At 64.1% G+C, this 16,396-nt stretch carries 14 protein-coding genes and 1 tRNA gene; 6 read left to right on the forward strand and 9 right to left on the reverse strand.

The genetic code is table 11. The features are described from left to right. Nucleotides 1-3: 3 nt before the first annotated feature. The 4 genes from yaaA to BLQ85_RS23365 form a co-directional block, all read right to left on the reverse strand. Nucleotides 4-780 carry a peroxide stress protein YaaA gene (gene yaaA / locus BLQ85_RS23350; protein WP_074580364.1) on the reverse strand — a complete coding sequence of 259 codons (777 nt, stop codon included), beginning with the start codon at nucleotides 778-780 and terminating at the stop codon, nucleotides 4-6. 345 nt (nucleotides 781-1,125) lie between these two features. Next, on the reverse strand, nucleotides 1,126-1,716 hold the full coding sequence (locus BLQ85_RS23355; RefSeq protein ID WP_074580365.1) for a DUF3501 family protein: 591 nt from the start codon (nucleotides 1,714-1,716) through the stop codon (nucleotides 1,126-1,128). 23 nt (nucleotides 1,717-1,739) lie between these two features. Beyond that, complete coding sequence (locus BLQ85_RS23360; protein WP_074580366.1) at nucleotides 1,740-3,089, reverse strand: (Fe-S)-binding protein; 1,350 nt, start codon at nucleotides 3,087-3,089, stop codon at nucleotides 1,740-1,742. Between the two features lie 100 nt (nucleotides 3,090-3,189). Continuing rightward, nucleotides 3,190-3,612, reverse strand: coding sequence for a rubrerythrin family protein (locus BLQ85_RS23365; protein WP_074580377.1), 423 nt, complete (start codon nucleotides 3,610-3,612; stop codon nucleotides 3,190-3,192). 296 nt (nucleotides 3,613-3,908) lie between these two features. Between BLQ85_RS23365 and BLQ85_RS23370 the strand changes: the two genes are divergently transcribed. The 3 genes from BLQ85_RS23370 (at nucleotide 3,909) to BLQ85_RS23380 (ending at nucleotide 9,047) form a co-directional block, all read left to right on the forward strand. Continuing rightward, nucleotides 3,909-5,681, forward strand: coding sequence for an FAD-dependent oxidoreductase (locus BLQ85_RS23370; protein WP_074580367.1), 1,773 nt, complete (start codon nucleotides 3,909-3,911; stop codon nucleotides 5,679-5,681). Next, the gene (locus BLQ85_RS23375) at nucleotides 5,678-5,878 is read left to right on the forward strand and encodes a DUF2783 domain-containing protein (RefSeq protein ID WP_074580368.1); all 201 of its coding nucleotides are present in this window, start codon (nucleotides 5,678-5,680) and stop codon (nucleotides 5,876-5,878) included. The genes BLQ85_RS23370 and BLQ85_RS23375 overlap by 4 nt, the downstream gene beginning before the upstream one ends. 220 nt (nucleotides 5,879-6,098) lie before the next feature. After that, on the forward strand, nucleotides 6,099-9,047 hold the full coding sequence (locus tag BLQ85_RS23380) for a valine--tRNA ligase (RefSeq protein ID WP_074580369.1): 2,949 nt from the start codon (nucleotides 6,099-6,101) through the stop codon (nucleotides 9,045-9,047). Nucleotides 9,048-9,104: 57 nt separating this feature from the next. Here the strand turns inward: BLQ85_RS23380 and BLQ85_RS23385 are convergent, their stop codons facing one another. After that, nucleotides 9,105-10,121: an NAD(P)-dependent oxidoreductase gene (locus tag BLQ85_RS23385; RefSeq protein WP_074580370.1), complete on the reverse strand. Its 1,017-nt coding sequence runs from the start codon at nucleotides 10,119-10,121 to the stop codon at nucleotides 9,105-9,107. 125 nt (nucleotides 10,122-10,246) lie between these two features. Between BLQ85_RS23385 and galU the strand changes: the two genes are divergently transcribed. Beyond that, complete coding sequence (gene galU / locus BLQ85_RS23390; RefSeq protein WP_074580371.1) at nucleotides 10,247-11,167, forward strand: UTP--glucose-1-phosphate uridylyltransferase GalU; 921 nt, start codon at nucleotides 10,247-10,249, stop codon at nucleotides 11,165-11,167. 33 nt (nucleotides 11,168-11,200) lie between these two features. Here the strand turns inward: galU and BLQ85_RS23395 are convergent, their stop codons facing one another. The 3 genes from BLQ85_RS23395 to cysM all read right to left on the reverse strand — a co-directional run bounded on the left by BLQ85_RS23395 (nucleotide 11,201) and on the right by cysM (nucleotide 13,025). Further along, a complete protein-coding gene (locus BLQ85_RS23395; RefSeq protein ID WP_007867181.1) occupies nucleotides 11,201-11,428 on the reverse strand; it encodes a sulfurtransferase TusA family protein in 228 nt (75 codons plus the stop codon). A 73-nt stretch (nucleotides 11,429-11,501) separates the two neighbouring features. Next, nucleotides 11,502-12,035: an NUDIX hydrolase gene (locus BLQ85_RS23400; protein ID WP_074580372.1), complete on the reverse strand. Its 534-nt coding sequence runs from the start codon at nucleotides 12,033-12,035 to the stop codon at nucleotides 11,502-11,504. Between the two features lie 87 nt (nucleotides 12,036-12,122). Further along, complete coding sequence (gene cysM / locus BLQ85_RS23405; RefSeq protein WP_007867183.1) at nucleotides 12,123-13,025, reverse strand: cysteine synthase CysM; 903 nt, start codon at nucleotides 13,023-13,025, stop codon at nucleotides 12,123-12,125. A gap of 39 nt (nucleotides 13,026-13,064) precedes the next feature. Here cysM and BLQ85_RS23410 point away from each other — a divergent pair. Together BLQ85_RS23410 and BLQ85_RS23415 are read left to right on the forward strand one after the other, a co-directional pair. Continuing rightward, nucleotides 13,065-13,149, forward strand: a tRNA-Leu gene (locus BLQ85_RS23410). Between the two features lie 198 nt (nucleotides 13,150-13,347). Further along, nucleotides 13,348-14,391, forward strand: coding sequence for a S1C family serine protease (locus BLQ85_RS23415; protein WP_074580373.1), 1,044 nt, complete (start codon nucleotides 13,348-13,350; stop codon nucleotides 14,389-14,391). Between the two features lie 5 nt (nucleotides 14,392-14,396). On the opposite strand, the gene BLQ85_RS23420 is transcribed toward BLQ85_RS23415, so the two are convergent. Next, on the reverse strand, nucleotides 14,397-16,025 hold the full coding sequence (locus BLQ85_RS23420; protein WP_074580374.1) for a methyl-accepting chemotaxis protein: 1,629 nt from the start codon (nucleotides 16,023-16,025) through the stop codon (nucleotides 14,397-14,399). Nucleotides 16,026-16,396: the final 371 nt, after the last annotated feature.

The raw sequence follows: 16,396 nt of genomic DNA on the forward strand, positions 1-16,396 counted from the left end.
CGCTCAGGCGGCCTGTTTGCGCCGGAACACCAGCCGGTCGGGTTCCGAGGCCTTGGGGTCGAAGCGGTAACCCTCGGCGTCAAAGCTTTCGAGCTTTTTGATCGTGGCGATTTTTTTCTCGATCGCGTAGCGCAGCATCAGGCCGCGCGCGCGTTTGGCGTTAAAGCTGATGATTTTGTACTTGCCGCCCTTGAACTCCTCGAACACGCAGCTCACCACGCGCGCCTTGAGCGCCTTGCGGTCCACGGCCTTGAAGTATTCCTCGCTGGCCAGGTTGATGACCACGGGCGTGGTGTCGGCGGCGGCGCGTTCATTGAGGTAGTCGGAAATTTGCGAGCCCCAGAACTGGTAGAGGTTTTTGCCCTGGGGCGTGGCCAGCGCCGTGCCCATCTCGAGCCGGTAGGGCTGCATGCGGTCCAGTGGCCGCAGCACGCCGTAAAGGCCGCTCAGGATGCAGACGTGGTCCTGTGCCCAGTCAAGTTGCGCGGCGCTCAAGGTCCTGGCGGCCAGCCCGCCATACACGTCGCCGTCAAAGGCCAGCGCGGCCTGTTTGGAATTCTTGGCGGTGAACTTGGGCGACCAGGCCTGGTAACGCGCCACATTCAGGCCCGCCAGCGCGTCCGACAGCTTCATCAAGCTGCTGATCTGCTGCGGGGTCTGGGTTTTGAGCACTTCAATGAGCTGCGCCGACTGGCGCGTGAACAAGGGTTGGGTGTGGGTGTCTACGTGCGGCGGCGTGTCGTAGTCCAGCGACTTGGCCGGCGAGATAAGAAACAGCATGCTTTGAGTTATTGGGTAAGAACCTGTTTACGGTCTAAACGGGGTCGCGTTGGGGTGCAATCGGGATGAGTGGGCCGACCGGGACCGCCGCATGGGCTCATGCCCATGCAAGGGCTCGGGTGGCTCAATCGCCCGATTTCACCCCAACCCGAAGGGCAAGTGCCTTTTCGGGCGGTCTGCGGCGTTGCGATGCTAACCCATAGCGGTGCTATGGGCAGCGCACCGCGCCTTGCATCCCATCCCGAGAAGGCACTTGCGCGACCCTGTTTAGACCGTAAACAGGTTCTCACCAACCCCCACTTTACGACAGCCGGGCCGCACCCTTCGCGCCAGGCGGCAAAGGCCTCAATCCAGGTCACTGGCCAACGAAGCCAAGGTCTCCGCGGGAATGTTCACATGCGCGGGGTAATGCGTATGGTCGCAGCCGAGCTTCACGCCGGCGCCGGCTTTGACCGCCGCGCGCATGGCCGGGTCCAGCTCGAAGCGCACAAAGTGCACGGCCGAGGTTTTTTCGTCGTTCTCGCGGTCCATGTCTTCGTCGGCGATCGCGTAGACGCGGGCATGGCCTTCGACCTCGATGAACATGCGGTCCTCCACACCGATAAGCCGGGCCAGCTCACGTTTTCGCTCGCTGACGTCGGGGTACTCCAGCATCAGCGTGCCCTTCCAGTTGGTCCCGTCGGGCATCAGCGGCGCGTAGGCCTCTATCTCCTGCTCTATGCCTTCCTCCTCGAAAATCTTCTCAATGCGCAGCATCTCCTGGATCTGGTAGCGGATGCTGGTCTCGCTTTCAAACTGCAGGTTGACGTGCTCGCCCAGGCGCACGCTGCGCAGCTTGCGATGGGCGATGATGGCGGGCTTGTTTTCCTTGCGGTATTTGCTGTAGGCCTCCAGCGTCATCAGGGATTCGCGGGTGATCTTTCCGGTGGTCTTCATGGCGGCGTCCTGCTTGTCGGGGCTTATTTCAGGCCGTAGGCCGTGCGTATCAAGGTGAGCGGGTGCTTTTGCGGCGGCGCGCCCAGGCTGTTCACCTCAAAGCCCTGGGCAATGTGGTGGCCGCCCAGCGGGCAGTCGCTGCTGATGACGTCGGGCAGGCCGCCGTCCTTGTGGCTGGCCATGGCCTTGAAGAGCGGCTTGCCGATTTTTAGGGCCTGCTGGTGGTAGGGCACCTTGACGCCGAAAGTGCCGGCATGGCCGGAGCAGCGCTCGTGCGTGTGCACGCTGGTGCCGGGCACCATCTTGAGCATCTCCTCGGTCTTCTTGCCGATGTTCTGCACCCGGCCGTGGCAGGGAATCTGGTAGCTGATTTTGCCCAGCGGCGTGCTGAACTCGGTCTTGAGCAGGCCGTCGCGCCGGCGCGCCATCAGGTATTCAAACGGGTCCCACATGTGTTCCTTGACAAGCTGCACCTCGGCATCGTCGGGATACATCAGCGGCAGCTCCTGCTTGAACATCAGGGTGCAGCTGGGCACGGCGCTCAGGATGGCATAGCCGTCTTTCGCGTACTTCACCAACACGGGGATGTTGGCCTCTTTGCTGGCGTTGACCGAGGCCAGGTCGCCTAGCTCCAGCTTGGGCATGCCGCAGCATTTTTCCTTTTCAACCAGCACATAGGGCACTTCGTTGTGGTCCAGCACCTTGAGCAGGTCGTGGCCTATGCCGGGCTCGTTGTAGTTGATGTAGCAGGTCGAATAAATCACCACCTTGCCGGGCGTCTTGGCCCCGTCCTTGACGGCATGCGGGGGCGATTCGGGCGCGCCCGAGCGGAATTTCTTGGTCGCCAGGTCGGGCAGCCAGGCGTTTTTGTCCACGCCCAGCACTTTTTCCATCACGGCGCGCGCCGGCTTGGTCTTGTTGACCGCATTGGCCACCTGGACCACGATGGGAATGCCGGCGAACTGGCCGTGCACGTCGGTGGACGACAAAAACTTTTCACCGGCGCCAACCTCGCCCTTTTTGAACTTGATGGCTTTGGCGCGCAGCATGGTGTGGGGAAAGTCGAGGTTGAACTCGTGCGGCGGCACATAGGGGCACTTGGTCATGTAGCAGAGGTCGCACATATAGCACTGGTCGACCACTTTCATGTAGTCCTTCTTGTCCACGCCGTCGACCTCGCCGGTCTTGCTTTCGTCGACCAGGTCGAACAAGGTGGGGAAGGCGCCGCACAGGCTCACGCAGCGGCGGCAGCCATGGCAGATGTCGAAGATGCGCTCCATCTCGTGCAGGGCGGCGTCCTCGTGATAGAAGTCCGGGTTTTTCCAGTCGATCGCGTGGCGCGTGGGCGCCTGGAGGTTGCCTTCTGTGGCCATGCTTGCCTCTTCTTTTCGGTTTCTCGTGGGTTTGGGGAAAGGCTCTCGCGCGTAGCCCTTTCCAAAACCCGCCACGCCTTGCGGCGCAGCGAGGGACGGGTTAATCGACCAGTTCGGCCAGCGCTTTTGAATAGCGGTTGGCGTGCGAGCGCTCGGCCTTGGCCAGGGTCTCAAACCAGTCGGCCACTTCATCATGGCCTTCGTCGCGCGCGGTCTTGGCCATGCCGGGGTACATGTCGGTGTACTCGTGGGTTTCACCGGCGACGGCGGATTTGAGGTTGTCGCGGGTGCCGCCGAAGGGCAGGCCGGTGGCGGGGTCGCCGCACTGCTCCAGCCATTCGAGGTGGCCGTGGGCGTGGCCGGTTTCACCTTCCGCGGTGGAGCGGAACAGCGCGGCGACATCGGGCTGGCCTTCAACGTCGGCCTTGTTCGCGAAATACAGGTAGCGGCGGTTGGCCTGCGATTCGCCGGCAAATGCGGCTTTCAGGTTCTCTTCCGTCCTGGAGCCTTTGAGAGCAGCCATGGAAATCTCCTTCGTGGGTTGATGGATGATGAACAAATCGCCAATGCTTCAACGCCGCGCACTTCGAGGCCACGAACAGCCGAAGACCAGAACACCATAGACCTGTTCGGGCGCTGCGTCTAATTGCTGGAATCAATGCATGAAATTGATAAAAGCTATTCACAAACAGCGTTCGATAACAATTTTTAATTACAAGCCATGCCGCCATAGCGCCGCTCCGGGGAGCGGCCAGGGCCATCAATTACGTTATGGTAAATTGATTACGAATAAGTAAACACATCCGCAGGAAGCCCCCCATGCCGGAGACAAACCCCGCCCCCGCCGCACTGACCGCCACCTTCACCAACGGCTATGAATTCGCCCAGGGCGCCGGTTATGCCCTGCCCGAGTACCCTTTTGTGGCGCCGCCCGAGCTACGCACGGGCGAGGTCAAACGCCACGCCGTCGCCATCGTGGGCGGCGGCATCACCGGGCTGACGCTCGCCTGCGCGCTGGCGCAGTACGGCGTGCGCGCCGTGCTGCTGGACGAGGACAACACGGTGGGCGTCAAGGGCGCCTCCTCGCGCGGCATCTGCTACGCCCAGAAAAGCCTGGAAATCTTCAAGCGCCTGGGCATTTACGAGCGCATCGCGGCCAAGGGCGTGCAGTGGAGCGTAGGCCGCACCTTTGCGGGAAGCGATGAGGTCTACGCCTTCGACCTGCGCCAGCAGCAAAGCCATTCGCTGAGCCGGCAGCCGCCGTTTATCAATATCCAGCAGTTTTATGTCGAAGGCTTTCTGGTCGAGCAGCTCTACAGTCCTGCGCCCGAAGGCCGCCTGGTTGACATCCGCTGGAGCCACCGTGTCACCGGCTTTGAGCAGAACGCGGACTTCGCGACGCTGCAACTCGAAACGCCGACCGGCGCCTACGCCCTGGAGGCCGAACATGTGATCGACTGCAGCGGCTCGCGCAGCCCGTTTCGCGCCTGGTGCGGCGCCACGGTGACGGCGCAGCAGGGCGACGACCGCTGGTGCATTGCGGACGTGCGCTTCAAGAACCCGCCGCCCGCGGAGCGCCACACCTGGATAGAGGCGCCCTTTAACGAAGGCCGCGCCGTCTGGCAGCACCTGATGGCCGACGGCGTCTGGCGCATCGACTACCAGATGCCGCCGCAGGCCAGGCCCGAGGATGTCAGCCGCGAGGAGGTGGTGCGCGCCCGCCTCAAAGCGCAGTTCAAAAGCCAGTCGGGCCGGGAGCTGGACGACGCCGACTACGAGATCGTCTGGGTCGGCCCCTATGCCTACCGCAGCGAATGCCTGGACAGCCTGCGCCACGGCCGCGTGTTTTTCGCCGGCGACGCCGCCCACGTGATGAGCCCCTTCGGTGCGCGCGGCGGCAACTCGGGTGTGCAGGATGCCGACAACCTGGCCTGGAAGCTGGCCGCCGTGCTGCAGGGCCGTGCCGCGCCCGCCCTGCTGGACAGCTACCACCAGGAACGCCATGAGGCGGCCGCGCACAACGTGCGGGTCACCAACCGCACGGCGCGCTTTTTGCGGCCGGCGGACGGCGCGGAGCGGCTGTTTCGCAGCGCGGCGCTGGGCCTGGCGCGCGAGCATGTGTTTGCCCGCCAGCTCGTCAACACCGGCCGCATGTCCACGCCCAGCCACTACACACACTCCAGCACCTGCGGGCCGGCCGGTGGGCGGGCGACGCAGAACGTGGGTTTTGCCTGGGCCGACGGCCGCCCCGGCGAACTGCTGGACCTGCTGGGCTGGGCCCACGGCCGTTTGCTGCTGCTGACGTTTGGCGATGTCTCCGCCGCCGCGCTGGCGCGCCTGGCGGCGCTCTCGGTGGAGGCCGGCCTGCGCTGCGTGCAGGTAGTCGGCCCCGGCGAAAAAGCCGCGGCCGTGGAACACGTGGTCGACGCGCAGGGCCACCTGCAGGCGACATGCCATGTCTTCGGCCATGCCTGGGCGCTGCTGCGGCCCGACGGCCATGTGGCCGCCACCGGCGAGAGCGTGGACGCCTCGCTGGTCCACGCGGTGGCCGCCGCGCTGGGCGCCGGCCCCGGCGGAAAGGAAAATCCATGAAAACCGACAGCCCCCTGAGCACCCGCCTGCATTTCCAGGACGCCGACGCTTTTTACGAGTGCCTGCTGGACGCCCACCAGGGCCTGAGCCGCGAGGAATCCGAGCTGCTCAATGCCCGGCTGATCCTGCTGATGGCCAACCAGCTGGGCGACACCGCGGTGCTGAAGGCCTGCGTGGCGGCGGCGTGCAAGACCTGAAACCTATTCACATCACGCAAGACCCTTCTCGGAATGAACCCTTGCCCTCCCCGTTGGGGTGCAATCGGGATGAGTGGGCCGCCCGGGAACGCAGCATGGGCTAACGCCCATGCAAGGGCCTGGGTGGCTCAATCGCCCGATTTCACCCCAACGGGGAGGCAAGGGGCCCAGTCGAATAAAATCGGGGCAGTTCCCCCAACCCCAAGGCGGCATCCCTTCGATGCCGTTTTTCATTGCCCCCATGACCAACGCTGCCGCCCCCGCCCCTGCCGATACCGCCACTCCCGCCGCGGAGGCCGTCAAAGTCCCCACACCGGGGCTGGACAGCCTGGCCAAATCCTTCGAACCGGCCGCCATTGAAAGCCGCTGGGGCCCCGAATGGGAGCAAAGCGGCCAGTACGAACCCACGCTGGATGCGGCCAAGCCGTCTTTCTCCATCCAGTTGCCGCCGCCCAACGTAACGGGCACGCTGCACATGGGCCATGCCTTCAACCAGACCATCATGGATTCGCTCACGCGCTACCACCGCATGCGCGGCCACAACACGCTGTGGGTGCCCGGCACCGACCACGCCGGCATCGCCACGCAGATCGTGGTGGAGCGCAAGCTGCAGGGTGAAGGCAAAAGCCGCCACGACCTGGGCCGCAAGAACTTCGTCGCCAAGGTCTGGGAATGGAAGGAAGAGTCCGGCACCACCATCACACGCCAGATGCGCCGCATGGGCGACTCGGTGGCCTGGAAGCACGAATACTTCACCATGGACCCGAAGATGTCCACGGTGGTCACCTCGACCTTTGTGAAGCTCTATGAGCAGGGCCTGATCTACCGCGGCAAGCGCCTGGTGAACTGGGACCCGATCCTCAAGTCCGCCGTGTCCGACCTGGAAGTCGAGAACGAAGAGCGCGACAGCTTCATGTGGCACATCGAGTACCCCTTCAGCGACGGCCCGCAAAAAGCCGCTGACGGCACGCCGCTGCGCGGCATGCACATCGCCACCACCCGGCCCGAAACCATGCTGGCCGACGGCGCGCTGGCGGTGCACCCGGACGACGAGCGCTACAAACACCTGGTCGGCAAGATGGTCGACCTGCCGCTGTGCGACCGCCAAATCCCGGTGATCACCGACGACTACGTGGACCCGGCTTTCGGCAGCGGCGTGGTGAAGATCACCGGCGCGCACGACTTCAACGATTACCAGGTGGCCCTGCGCCACGACCTGCCGCTGATCACCATCTTCACGCTGGACGCCAAGATCAACGAAAACGGGCCTAAGCAGTACCAGGGCCTGGACCGCTACGACTGCCGCAAGGCCGTGCTCAAGGACCTCGAGGAACAAGGCTTCCTCGAAAAAGCCGTGCCGCACAAAAACATGGTGCCGGTCTGCGCGCGCACCGGCGCGGTGGTCGAGCCCATGCTGACCGACCAGTGGTTTGTCGCGCTCAGCAAGGTCAGCGAGCAGGACCCGACCGGCAAATCGATCGCGCAGAAGGCGCGCGACGCCGTGAGCAGCGGCCAGGTCAAGTTTGTGCCCGAGCAGTGGGTCAACACCTACAACCAGTGGATGAACAACATCCAGGACTGGTGCATCTCGCGCCAGCTCTGGTGGGGCCACCAGATCCCGGCCTGGTACGACGAGGACGGCAAGGTCTATGTCGCCACCAGCGAGGAAGAAGCGCAAAAGCAGGCCCCCGGCAAAAAGCTCACGCGCGACGAAGACGTGCTGGACACCTGGTACTCGTCGGCGCTGGTGCCCTTCTCTTCCTTGGGCTGGCCCGAGAAGACCAAGGAACTGGACCTCTTCCTGCCCTCCAGCGTGCTGGTCACCGGCTACGACATCATCTTCTTCTGGGTCGCCCGCATGATCATGATGACCACGCACTTCACCGGCCAGGTGCCCTTCAGGGACGTGTACATCCACGGCCTGGTGAAGGACGCCCAGGGCAAGAAGATGAGCAAGTCCGAAGGCAATGTGCTGGACCCGGTCGACCTGATCGACGGCATTGAACTGGCGCCGCTGCTCGAAAAACGCTCGCAAGGCCTGCGCAAGCCCGAGACCGCGCCGCAGGTGCGCAAGAACACCGAAAAGGAATTCCCCGCGGGCATTCCGGGCTATGGCGCCGACGCGCTGCGTTTTACCTTCGCCTCGCTGGCCAGCCTGGGCCGCAGCATCAACTTTGACAGCAAGCGCTGCGAGGGCTACCGCAACTTTTGCAACAAGCTCTGGAACGCCACGCGCTTCACGCTGATGAACTGCGAGGGCCAGGACTGCGGCCTCGAGGAACACACGAAAGAACAATGCGCGCCGGGCGGCGAGTTTCACAACTACCTGAGCTTCTCGCAGGCCGACCGCTGGATCTCATCGACCATGCAGCGCGTGGAAGCCGATGTGGCCAAGGGCTTTGCCGACTACCGCCTGGACAACGTGGCCGGCAGCATCTACCAGTTTGTCTGGGACGAGTTCTGCGACTGGTACCTGGAAATCGCCAAGGTGCAGATACAGACCGGCAACGACGCGCAAAAGCGCGCCACGCGCCGCACGCTGATACGCCTGCTCGAAGCCATACTGCGCCTGGCGCATCCGGTAATTCCTTTCATCACCGAAGAGTTGTGGCAGACCGTGGCGCCCATCGCCGGCAAGAGCGGCAAGTTCATAGGCACCGCGCCCTACCCGCAAAGCCAGCCCGAAAAGATCGACGAACAAGCCGAGGCCTATGTCGCCAAACTCAAGACCCTGGTCGACGCCTGCCGCAACCTGCGCGGCGAAATGAAGGTCTCGCCGGCCACGCGCCTGCCGCTGCTTGTGCTGGACGACAGCGCTTTCATGTACAGCGTGGCGCCCGTGCTCAAGTCGCTGGCCAAGCTCAGTGAAGTGAAGGTGTTTGTGAACGAGGCCGAATGGGCCGCGGCCGCGCAAGCCGCCCCGGTGGCGGTGGTCGGCGAAGCGCGTGTCTGCCTGCACATGGAGATCGACGTCGCGGCCGAGAAAGCCCGCCTGGGCAAGGAAGCCACACGCCTCGAAGGCGAGCTCGTCAAGGTCAATGCCAAGCTGGCCAATGAAGCCTTTGTGAACAAGGTGCCGCCGGCGGTGCTGGAGCAGGAGAAAAAACGCCTGGTCGACTTCACCGCGACGCTGGCCAAGATCCACGAGCAGCTGGCTCGGTTGAAGTAAAACCCGCCCACAAAAAAGCCCCGTTCAACGGGGCTTTTTTTATCGGAGGCCGCGTGTTCAGCGGATCATGAATTCGGGCTCGGACCACTGAGAAGGAGTAACTCCACCCGGCACATCCAGCTCCATGGGTGCGCTGGGCAGCTGGTCCATGCCGCTATGCGTGGTGCTGATGGCTTCATGCATGCGGTGCGCCACATACCAGCTCGAGCGCAGGCGCGCCTCGCGTGTGTGCGAGCCCAGGCGCGGCGTGACGAACAGGTTCTTCAGGCCCTTGAGCGGCGAGGTGTCGCCCAGGAAGCTGGCTTCGGCGCCGTCCAGGATGCAGGCCTCGATGCGGCCGTCGCACAGCGCCGCGGCCAGCGCGGCTTCGTCAAACAGCTCGCTGCGGCTGATGCCCACCCACAGCTGGTTGCGCCTGCAGGCGGCCAGCAGTTTTTCATTCACAAAACCGCGAAAACGCGTGGCGTAAAGCATTTGCACCGAGACCGCGTCGGCCTGGCTGACGAGTTCAGACAGGGACACCGGCTGTATGCGCAGGCGCTCCCAGATCGGCGCCGTGTGGTGCACCGCCGGGTCGTAGCCGATCAGCCGCACGCCCAAGCCGTTGAGCATGCCGGCCAGCGTGTGCGCCGTCGGGGCCAGGCCCAGGATGCCCACGGTGCTGCCGTGCAGTTCGCGCCCCATCTGCGTCGTCGGGTGGCGCCGCCCCATCAGGGCCGAGACCAGGCCGCGGCGGTACAGCAGCAGCAGGCTGCTCAGCAGGTATTCGGCGTTGGAGCGCACATTGGCGCTGCTGGCGTGCACGACCTTGATGTCGCGCTCCTTGCAGGCCTCGAGGTCGGTGTTGTCCGTGCCCACATGCAGGCGGCCCACGGCCCTGATCTTGGGCAGGAAGTCGAGGAATTCGCGTGTTACCACGGTCTGCCGCGGGAACACAATGCCCTTGGTCTTGTAGGCGATCTTGCGCAGCGAAGTCAGGTCGTCGGCGAGCTCGGGGTGGTAACCCACGCTGTGGCGGGTTTCCAGCCAGGCCATTGCCTCGGGCACCAGCGCGTCAAGAAGTAAGATGTCCACCCAGTGAGTCCTTTTTTCCCGCAGACCGCAATTCGCGCGGTTTGACCACGTCAAGTCGAGCCTTTGTCCGACCTGAGTCATGTATCAACAACGCAACACTCTAGTCTTTTCTCCGATCAAAGTCGATGCAAAAATTTACATTACACAAAGCTGTATTCCCGGTTGCCGGCCTTGGCACCCGGTTTCTCCCGGCCACCAAGGCCCAGCCCAAGGAAATGCTCCCCGTCGTCGACAAGCCGCTGATCCAGTACGCGGTTGAAGAGGCTTACGCGGCAGGCATCCGTCACATGATTTTTGTGACAGGACGCAATAAACGGGCCATAGAGGACCACTTTGATACTGCTTACGAGCTTGAAAACGAGCTGGAGGTAGCTCAAAAGCTCGCTTTGCTGGATTTGGTGCGCTCCGTCCAGCCCGAAGACATGAATTTCTCCTATGTGCGCCAGCCCCGCTCCCTGGGCCTGGGCCATGCCGTACTGTGCGCCGAACACCTGGTCGGCCAGGAGGCTTTCGCCGTGCTGCTGGCCGACGACCTGATGGTCGGACCCAAAGGCGGCAAGCCGGTGCTGGCCCAGATGGCCGAGCAGTTCAAAGAGCTGCAGCAATCCATCCTGGCGGTGCAGGAAGTGCCCCAGGACCAGACCCGCCGCTACGGCATCGTCGCGACCGACGGCGGCGCCAGCACGGGACTCATGAAAGTGAAAAGAATCGTCGAAAAACCGGCGCCCGAAGTGGCCCCCTCACGCATGGGCGTGGCCGGCCGTTACATCCTGACGCCGGCGATTTTTGAGCACATCCGCAGCCAGAAGGCTGGTGTGGGCGGTGAACTGCAGCTGACCGACGGGATTTCCAGCCTGCTCGACAAGGAAACCGTTTACGCCCTGCAGTACGAGGGCAAACGTTATGACTGCGGCAGCAAGGAAGGCTTTCTGGAAGCCACCGTCGAGCTGGCGCTGCAGCACCCCGAGGTGGGCGTGCACTTCCGCAATTACCTGGACAACCTGCAAATAGGCTGGTCAGGCCGGGAACGCCGCAAACAGGCCTGAAAACCGGGGCGGCCGGCGGCGCCCCAACGGCGCTTACCGCCGTTTCAAGACGTGGATAAAGTCGCTGCCGGCGACCTGCTGCTCGACCAGCTCGTTGCCGGTCTGCTTGGCAAAGGCCTGGAAATCGCGGGTGGAACCGGCATCGGTGGACACCACACGCAGCAGCTGGCCGCTCAGCATTTCCGTCAGCGCCTTTTTGGCTTTCAGGATGGGCAGCGGGCAGTTCAGGCCGCGGGTGTCGAGTTCTTTGTCGATGTTCATGAAAATCCTTGGGTTGCCGGGATTTTAAGCAAAGCGCAAAGGCCCTGAACCGGGCTTTACCCCAGCCGGCAAGCTATTCGGTGCGCTTGGCCCACTCCACAAATTCAGGCTCATGCCCGCGCGTGCGCAGCCAGTCGGCCAGCGCATAGCCGGTGCCGGCAGGCCAGCATTTGAGCTTGTCCAGGTCGTAAAGCCGGTAATCCACCAGCTCGGGCGAGAGGCTGACCTCCCCCGTGCAGACCGCGTGGTAGGCGATGATCACCTGGTTCATGCGCTGGAAGTCGTAGACGCCAATCAGGTCCAGCGAGCTGGTTTCCAGGTTGGTTTCTTCCTTGATTTCGCGCGCTATGCCGCCCTGCGGCGTCTCACCCGCTTCCATAAAGCCCGTGATCAGCGCATACATCTTGCCCGGCCAGGCCGCATTGCGCGCCAGCAGCACCTGGCCGTGGTATTCGATCACCGCGGCCAGCACCGGCGTGGGGTTGTTCCAGTGGGTGAATCCGCAAGCCGGGCAGCGCAGGCGCGCCTTTTCACCGCCGTCTTCCATCTGCGACACCATGGCCAGCGGCGTCGCGCAGTTCGGGCAAAACCGGAATTCATGGGTCATGGCAGGCGATCAGAAGGGAAAATAAAAGAAAGAAAACGCGGCTTTCCGCTATTTTTTCAATAGCAGCAAGCCCGCGTCGGTTGGGCTTCAGGCCGGGAACACGCCGGTAGACAGGTAACGGTCGCCGCGGTCGCAGACCACAAACACGATCACCGCGTTTTTCACGGTCTTGGCGATCTCCTGCGCCACCCAGAGGGCACCGGCGGCCGAGATTCCGGCAAATATGCCTTCCTCGCGCGCCAGGCGCCGGCACATGTCCTCGGCGTCGGCCTGGCTGACCAGCACCAGTTCATCGACCTGGCGCGGGTCGTAAATCTTGGGCAGGTATTCCTGCGGCCATTTGCGGATGCCGGGGATGCGCGAACCCTCGCTGGGCTGGGCGCCGATCACCTTGATGGCCGGGTTTTTCTCTTTCAAGTAGCGCGAAACCCCGGTAATCGTGCCCGTCGTGCCCATGGCGCTGACAAAATGTGTCACCTTGCCTGACGTATCTGTCCATATTTCAGGCCCCGTGGTCTCGTAATGGATGCGCGGGTTGTCGGCATTGGCGAACTGGTCCAGCACCCGGCCCTTGCCTTCTTTCTGCATCTGGTCGGCCAGGTCGCGCGAGTATTCGATGCCCGCGCTTTTGGGCGTCAGGATCAGTTCGGCGCCAAAAGCCTTCATGGTCTGGGCCCGCTCTATGCTCAGGTCCTCCGGCATGATCAAGACCATCTTGTAGCCCTTGATCGCGGCCGCCATGGCCAGGGCAATACCCGTATTGCCCGAAGTGGCTTCGATCAGCGTGTCGCCCGGCTTGATGTCGCCGCGCTCCTCCGCGCGCTTGATCATCGAGAGCGCCGGCCTGTCCTTGACCGAACCGGCCGGGTTGTTGCCTTCAAGCTTGCCGAGGATCACATTGCCGCGTGCGGCGTTCTCGGCGGCGTAAATACGTTGCAGCGCGACCAGAGGCGTTTTGCCGATCGCGTCTTCAATGGTGGGATAGTTCATGACCACACTGTGCCATAATTTGAGGCTTCGCTCATTCCAGCCCGGGTGGTGAAATTGGTAGACGCAGGGGACTCAAAATCCCCCGCCGCAAGGCGTGCCGGTTCGATTCCGGCCCCGGGCACCACATCCCGAAAGCCGTCTCATGACCCTTGTTCATGGACGGCTTTTTTGTTTTTGCCTCCACGGTGGCGGGCAATCCCAGGCGGCTGTTTTTGCCGCCGGATTTTTGACCCTGCCGCTTGCAACGCCATTTAATAAGGCGCATTCTTCAAGCGCGGCCGGCCTTTCTTTCTGCGCCCTCTCGCCGCGTCTGGAGTCCGTCATGTGCAGCTTGCGTCATTGGCTCTGTCTCCTTCTCTCAAGCACTTTGCTGCTGGGCACGGCCCACGCGGCCACAGCACCGCCGCCTGCGGCGCAGGCCATGATCGATGCGCTGAACCGGGCCACGGCGGCGGTGGTGGGCGTCAAGGTCACGGCGATGGAGGACGCGCGCTCCGCCGAAACCCTGGGCCTGCGGCGCGCGGGTTCGGGCGTGCTGATCAGCCAGGACGGGCTGATCCTGACGATTGGCTACCTGATGCTGGAAGCCGAGCAGATCGAGGTCGTGACCCAGGACAACCGGACGCTGCCGGCGCGCGCCGTGGCCTACGACCTGGCCACGGGTTTCGGCCTGCTGCGCCCGCTGCTGCCGCTGCGCAATGTGGCGGTGGCGACGCTGGGCAGCAGCAGGGACCTGCAGCCGGGCGAGCCGCTGATGGCGGTGACCGGCCCGCAGCCCGATGACGATGGCGACGTGAGCATGACGCGGCTGGTCAGCCGGCGCGCGTTTTCGGGCAGCTGGGAATACCACATTGAATCGGCCCTCTTCACCAGCCCGCCGGTGCTGGCCAGCGGCGGCAACCACAGCGGCGCGCCGCTTTTTAACCAGCGCGGCGAACTGATAGGCATAGGCTCGCTGTTTGTGTCGGATGCGACCAATGAAAACCGCCGCCTGCCGGGCAATATGTTTGTGCCCGTGGATTTGCTGCGCCCCATACTCGCGGAGCTGCAGCGTTCGGGTTACAGCGCCAAGAGCCGCAGGCCCTGGCTGGGCATCACCTCCAACGACCAGGGCGGGCGCATACAGATACTGCGCGTGAGCAAGGAAAGCCCGGCGGAGCTGGCCGGGCTGTCGGCGGGTGACGTGGTGCTGGCGGTGGACGATGCGAAGGTCGCGACGCTGGAGGCCTTTTACAAAAAGCTCTGGGACCATGCCGCGCCCGACGCGGAAATCCGGCTCACGGTGCTGCAGGGCGCCGAGGTCAAGACCATCGTGCTGCGCGCCCAGGACCGCATGCTGACGCTCAAAAAGCCGCCAGGTATCTGAGCAAGCTAAGCCGGAAGCGGCGCCGTACGGTGCAGGTCCCTGCCTATCGCCTGGAAGTGCAGCGCGGCCGACGGCGCGGCTTCGGGCTCCGCATCCAATTTAAATTCATCGACCGCCGCCTGCAGCTGCAGGGTCTGCTCGGCCAGCGAAGCCGCCGCCGTGGAGGCCTGCTCGACCAGCGCGGCGTTTTGCTGGGTCGCCTTGTCCATCAGCACCATGGCCTGGTTCACATGCGCGATGCCGTTGCTTTGCTCGACCGAGGCGGCGGAGATCTGCTCGAGCAGGCTGCTCACGCGCTTGACGGCCTGCACGATGTCCTGCATGGTGCGACCCGCCTGGCCGACCAGTTCGGAGCCGCTCTCGACATGCGCGACGGAGTCCGCGATCAGCGCCTTGATTTCGCGCGCCGCCCCGGCGCTGCGCTGCGCGAGGCCGCGCACCTCGCTGGCCACCACGGCAAAACCGCGGCCCTGTTCGCCGGCGCGCGCGGCCTCCACCGCCGCGTTGAGCGCCAGGATGTTGGTCTGGAAGGCAATGCCTTCGATGACGGCGATGATGTCCACGATTTTTCGGGAGCTGCCGCTGATGGCCGCCATGGTGTCCACCACCTGGGCCACCACCGCGCCGCCGCGCTCGGCCGTGCCCGATGCGGTGGCCGCCAGGCCGCTGGCTGAGCGCGCATGCTCGGCGTTGAGCCTGACGGTGGAAGTCAGCTCCTCCATGCTGGAGACGGTTTCCTCCAGCGAGGCCGCCTGCTCCTCGGTGCGGCGCGACAGGTCGGCGTTGCCGGCCGCGATGTCACCGGAAGCCAGGGTGATGGAATCGGTGGAGGCCTTGATGCGGCTGACCAGGTCGGTCAGCGTGTCTTCCATGTCGCCCAGGGCGCCCAGCAGGCGGCCGAAATCGCCGCCGCGTTCGGTGGAAAACTCCTGGCTCAGGTCGCCGGCGGCCACGGTTTCGGCGATGTAAATTGCTTCATTGAGCGGTTGCGCGATGCCGCGGGCGAGGCGCCAGGCCACGGCCGCGCCCACCAGCAGCGCCGCCAGTGCCAGGCCTATCATCCAGCGCCGTGCCGATGCGATGCCGGTCTCGACGGCCTGGCCGCCGGCCCTGGCCTGCCGCGCCTGCGTTTCGGCCAGCGCGGCCAGTTCCTGCTGCAGCTTGCCCAGCGATGGCGCGGCCTCGCCGGCCCAGGAACGGACAGCACCCTCGCGGTCGCCGGTTTCGATCTGTTTTACCACTTTGGCCAGCGCCTGCGCATAGGAAGCCTGCGCGCCGCGCACGCTCGTCAGCAAGGCCTTTTCCTCTGGCGGCGGGGTGCCGGCTTCCAGTGCCACCAGGGCATCCGTCATGTTCTTGTCGCCCATCGCAATTTGCCGGCGCGCGGCGCCCGCCAATGCGGGATCAGCCGCGAGGGACAGCTCCAGGGTGGCGCGCGCACTGGATTGCGACCAGTTGCCCAGCGCCGCCGCCGCGCCGGCGCGCGACCAGGCGTCGCCGCTCAGGTCACGGCTAAAGGCGCTGGCGCCGGCCAGCTGGCCCAGCCCCACCGCCAACAAGCCGCCCGCCAGCAGCAATACCAGCCCAAAGCCCGCGCCCAGCCGCGTGCTGATTTTCAGATTGTCCAGTTGCATGGTGTGTCTCCTGCAAGCCGCTTCCGCCTGAAGCTGCGGGAGAGGGCTTGCTCATGGACGGTATCAAGAAAGGCTGCCCTGCTTGCGGCCGAACAGGACGCGAAACAGGGCTTTGTTTATTGAATTGACTTGGTTTGATGGCCGGGTCTTGCTCCGGCCTTGCGCGCTCCTGCCTCCTCCTCCTTCCTCTTCTTGGTTCAGCTGGCCGGGTCTCGCCCCGGCAGGCGAGGCACTTTTGGCGAAACCCGCAAAGCGGGTTTTCTTTGTTCGCCAAAGGCGCGCTACGCGCGCGGGGTTTGCTCACTTCGCGCAGCGAAGTTACGCAAACACCAAAAGTACCCAAAAGAAAGGCGACCCGCAGTCTGGGTCCC

It is taken from the genome of Polaromonas sp. JS666, assembly GCF_900103405.1.
GTDB lineage: Bacteria > Pseudomonadota > Gammaproteobacteria > Burkholderiales > Burkholderiaceae_C > Polaromonas.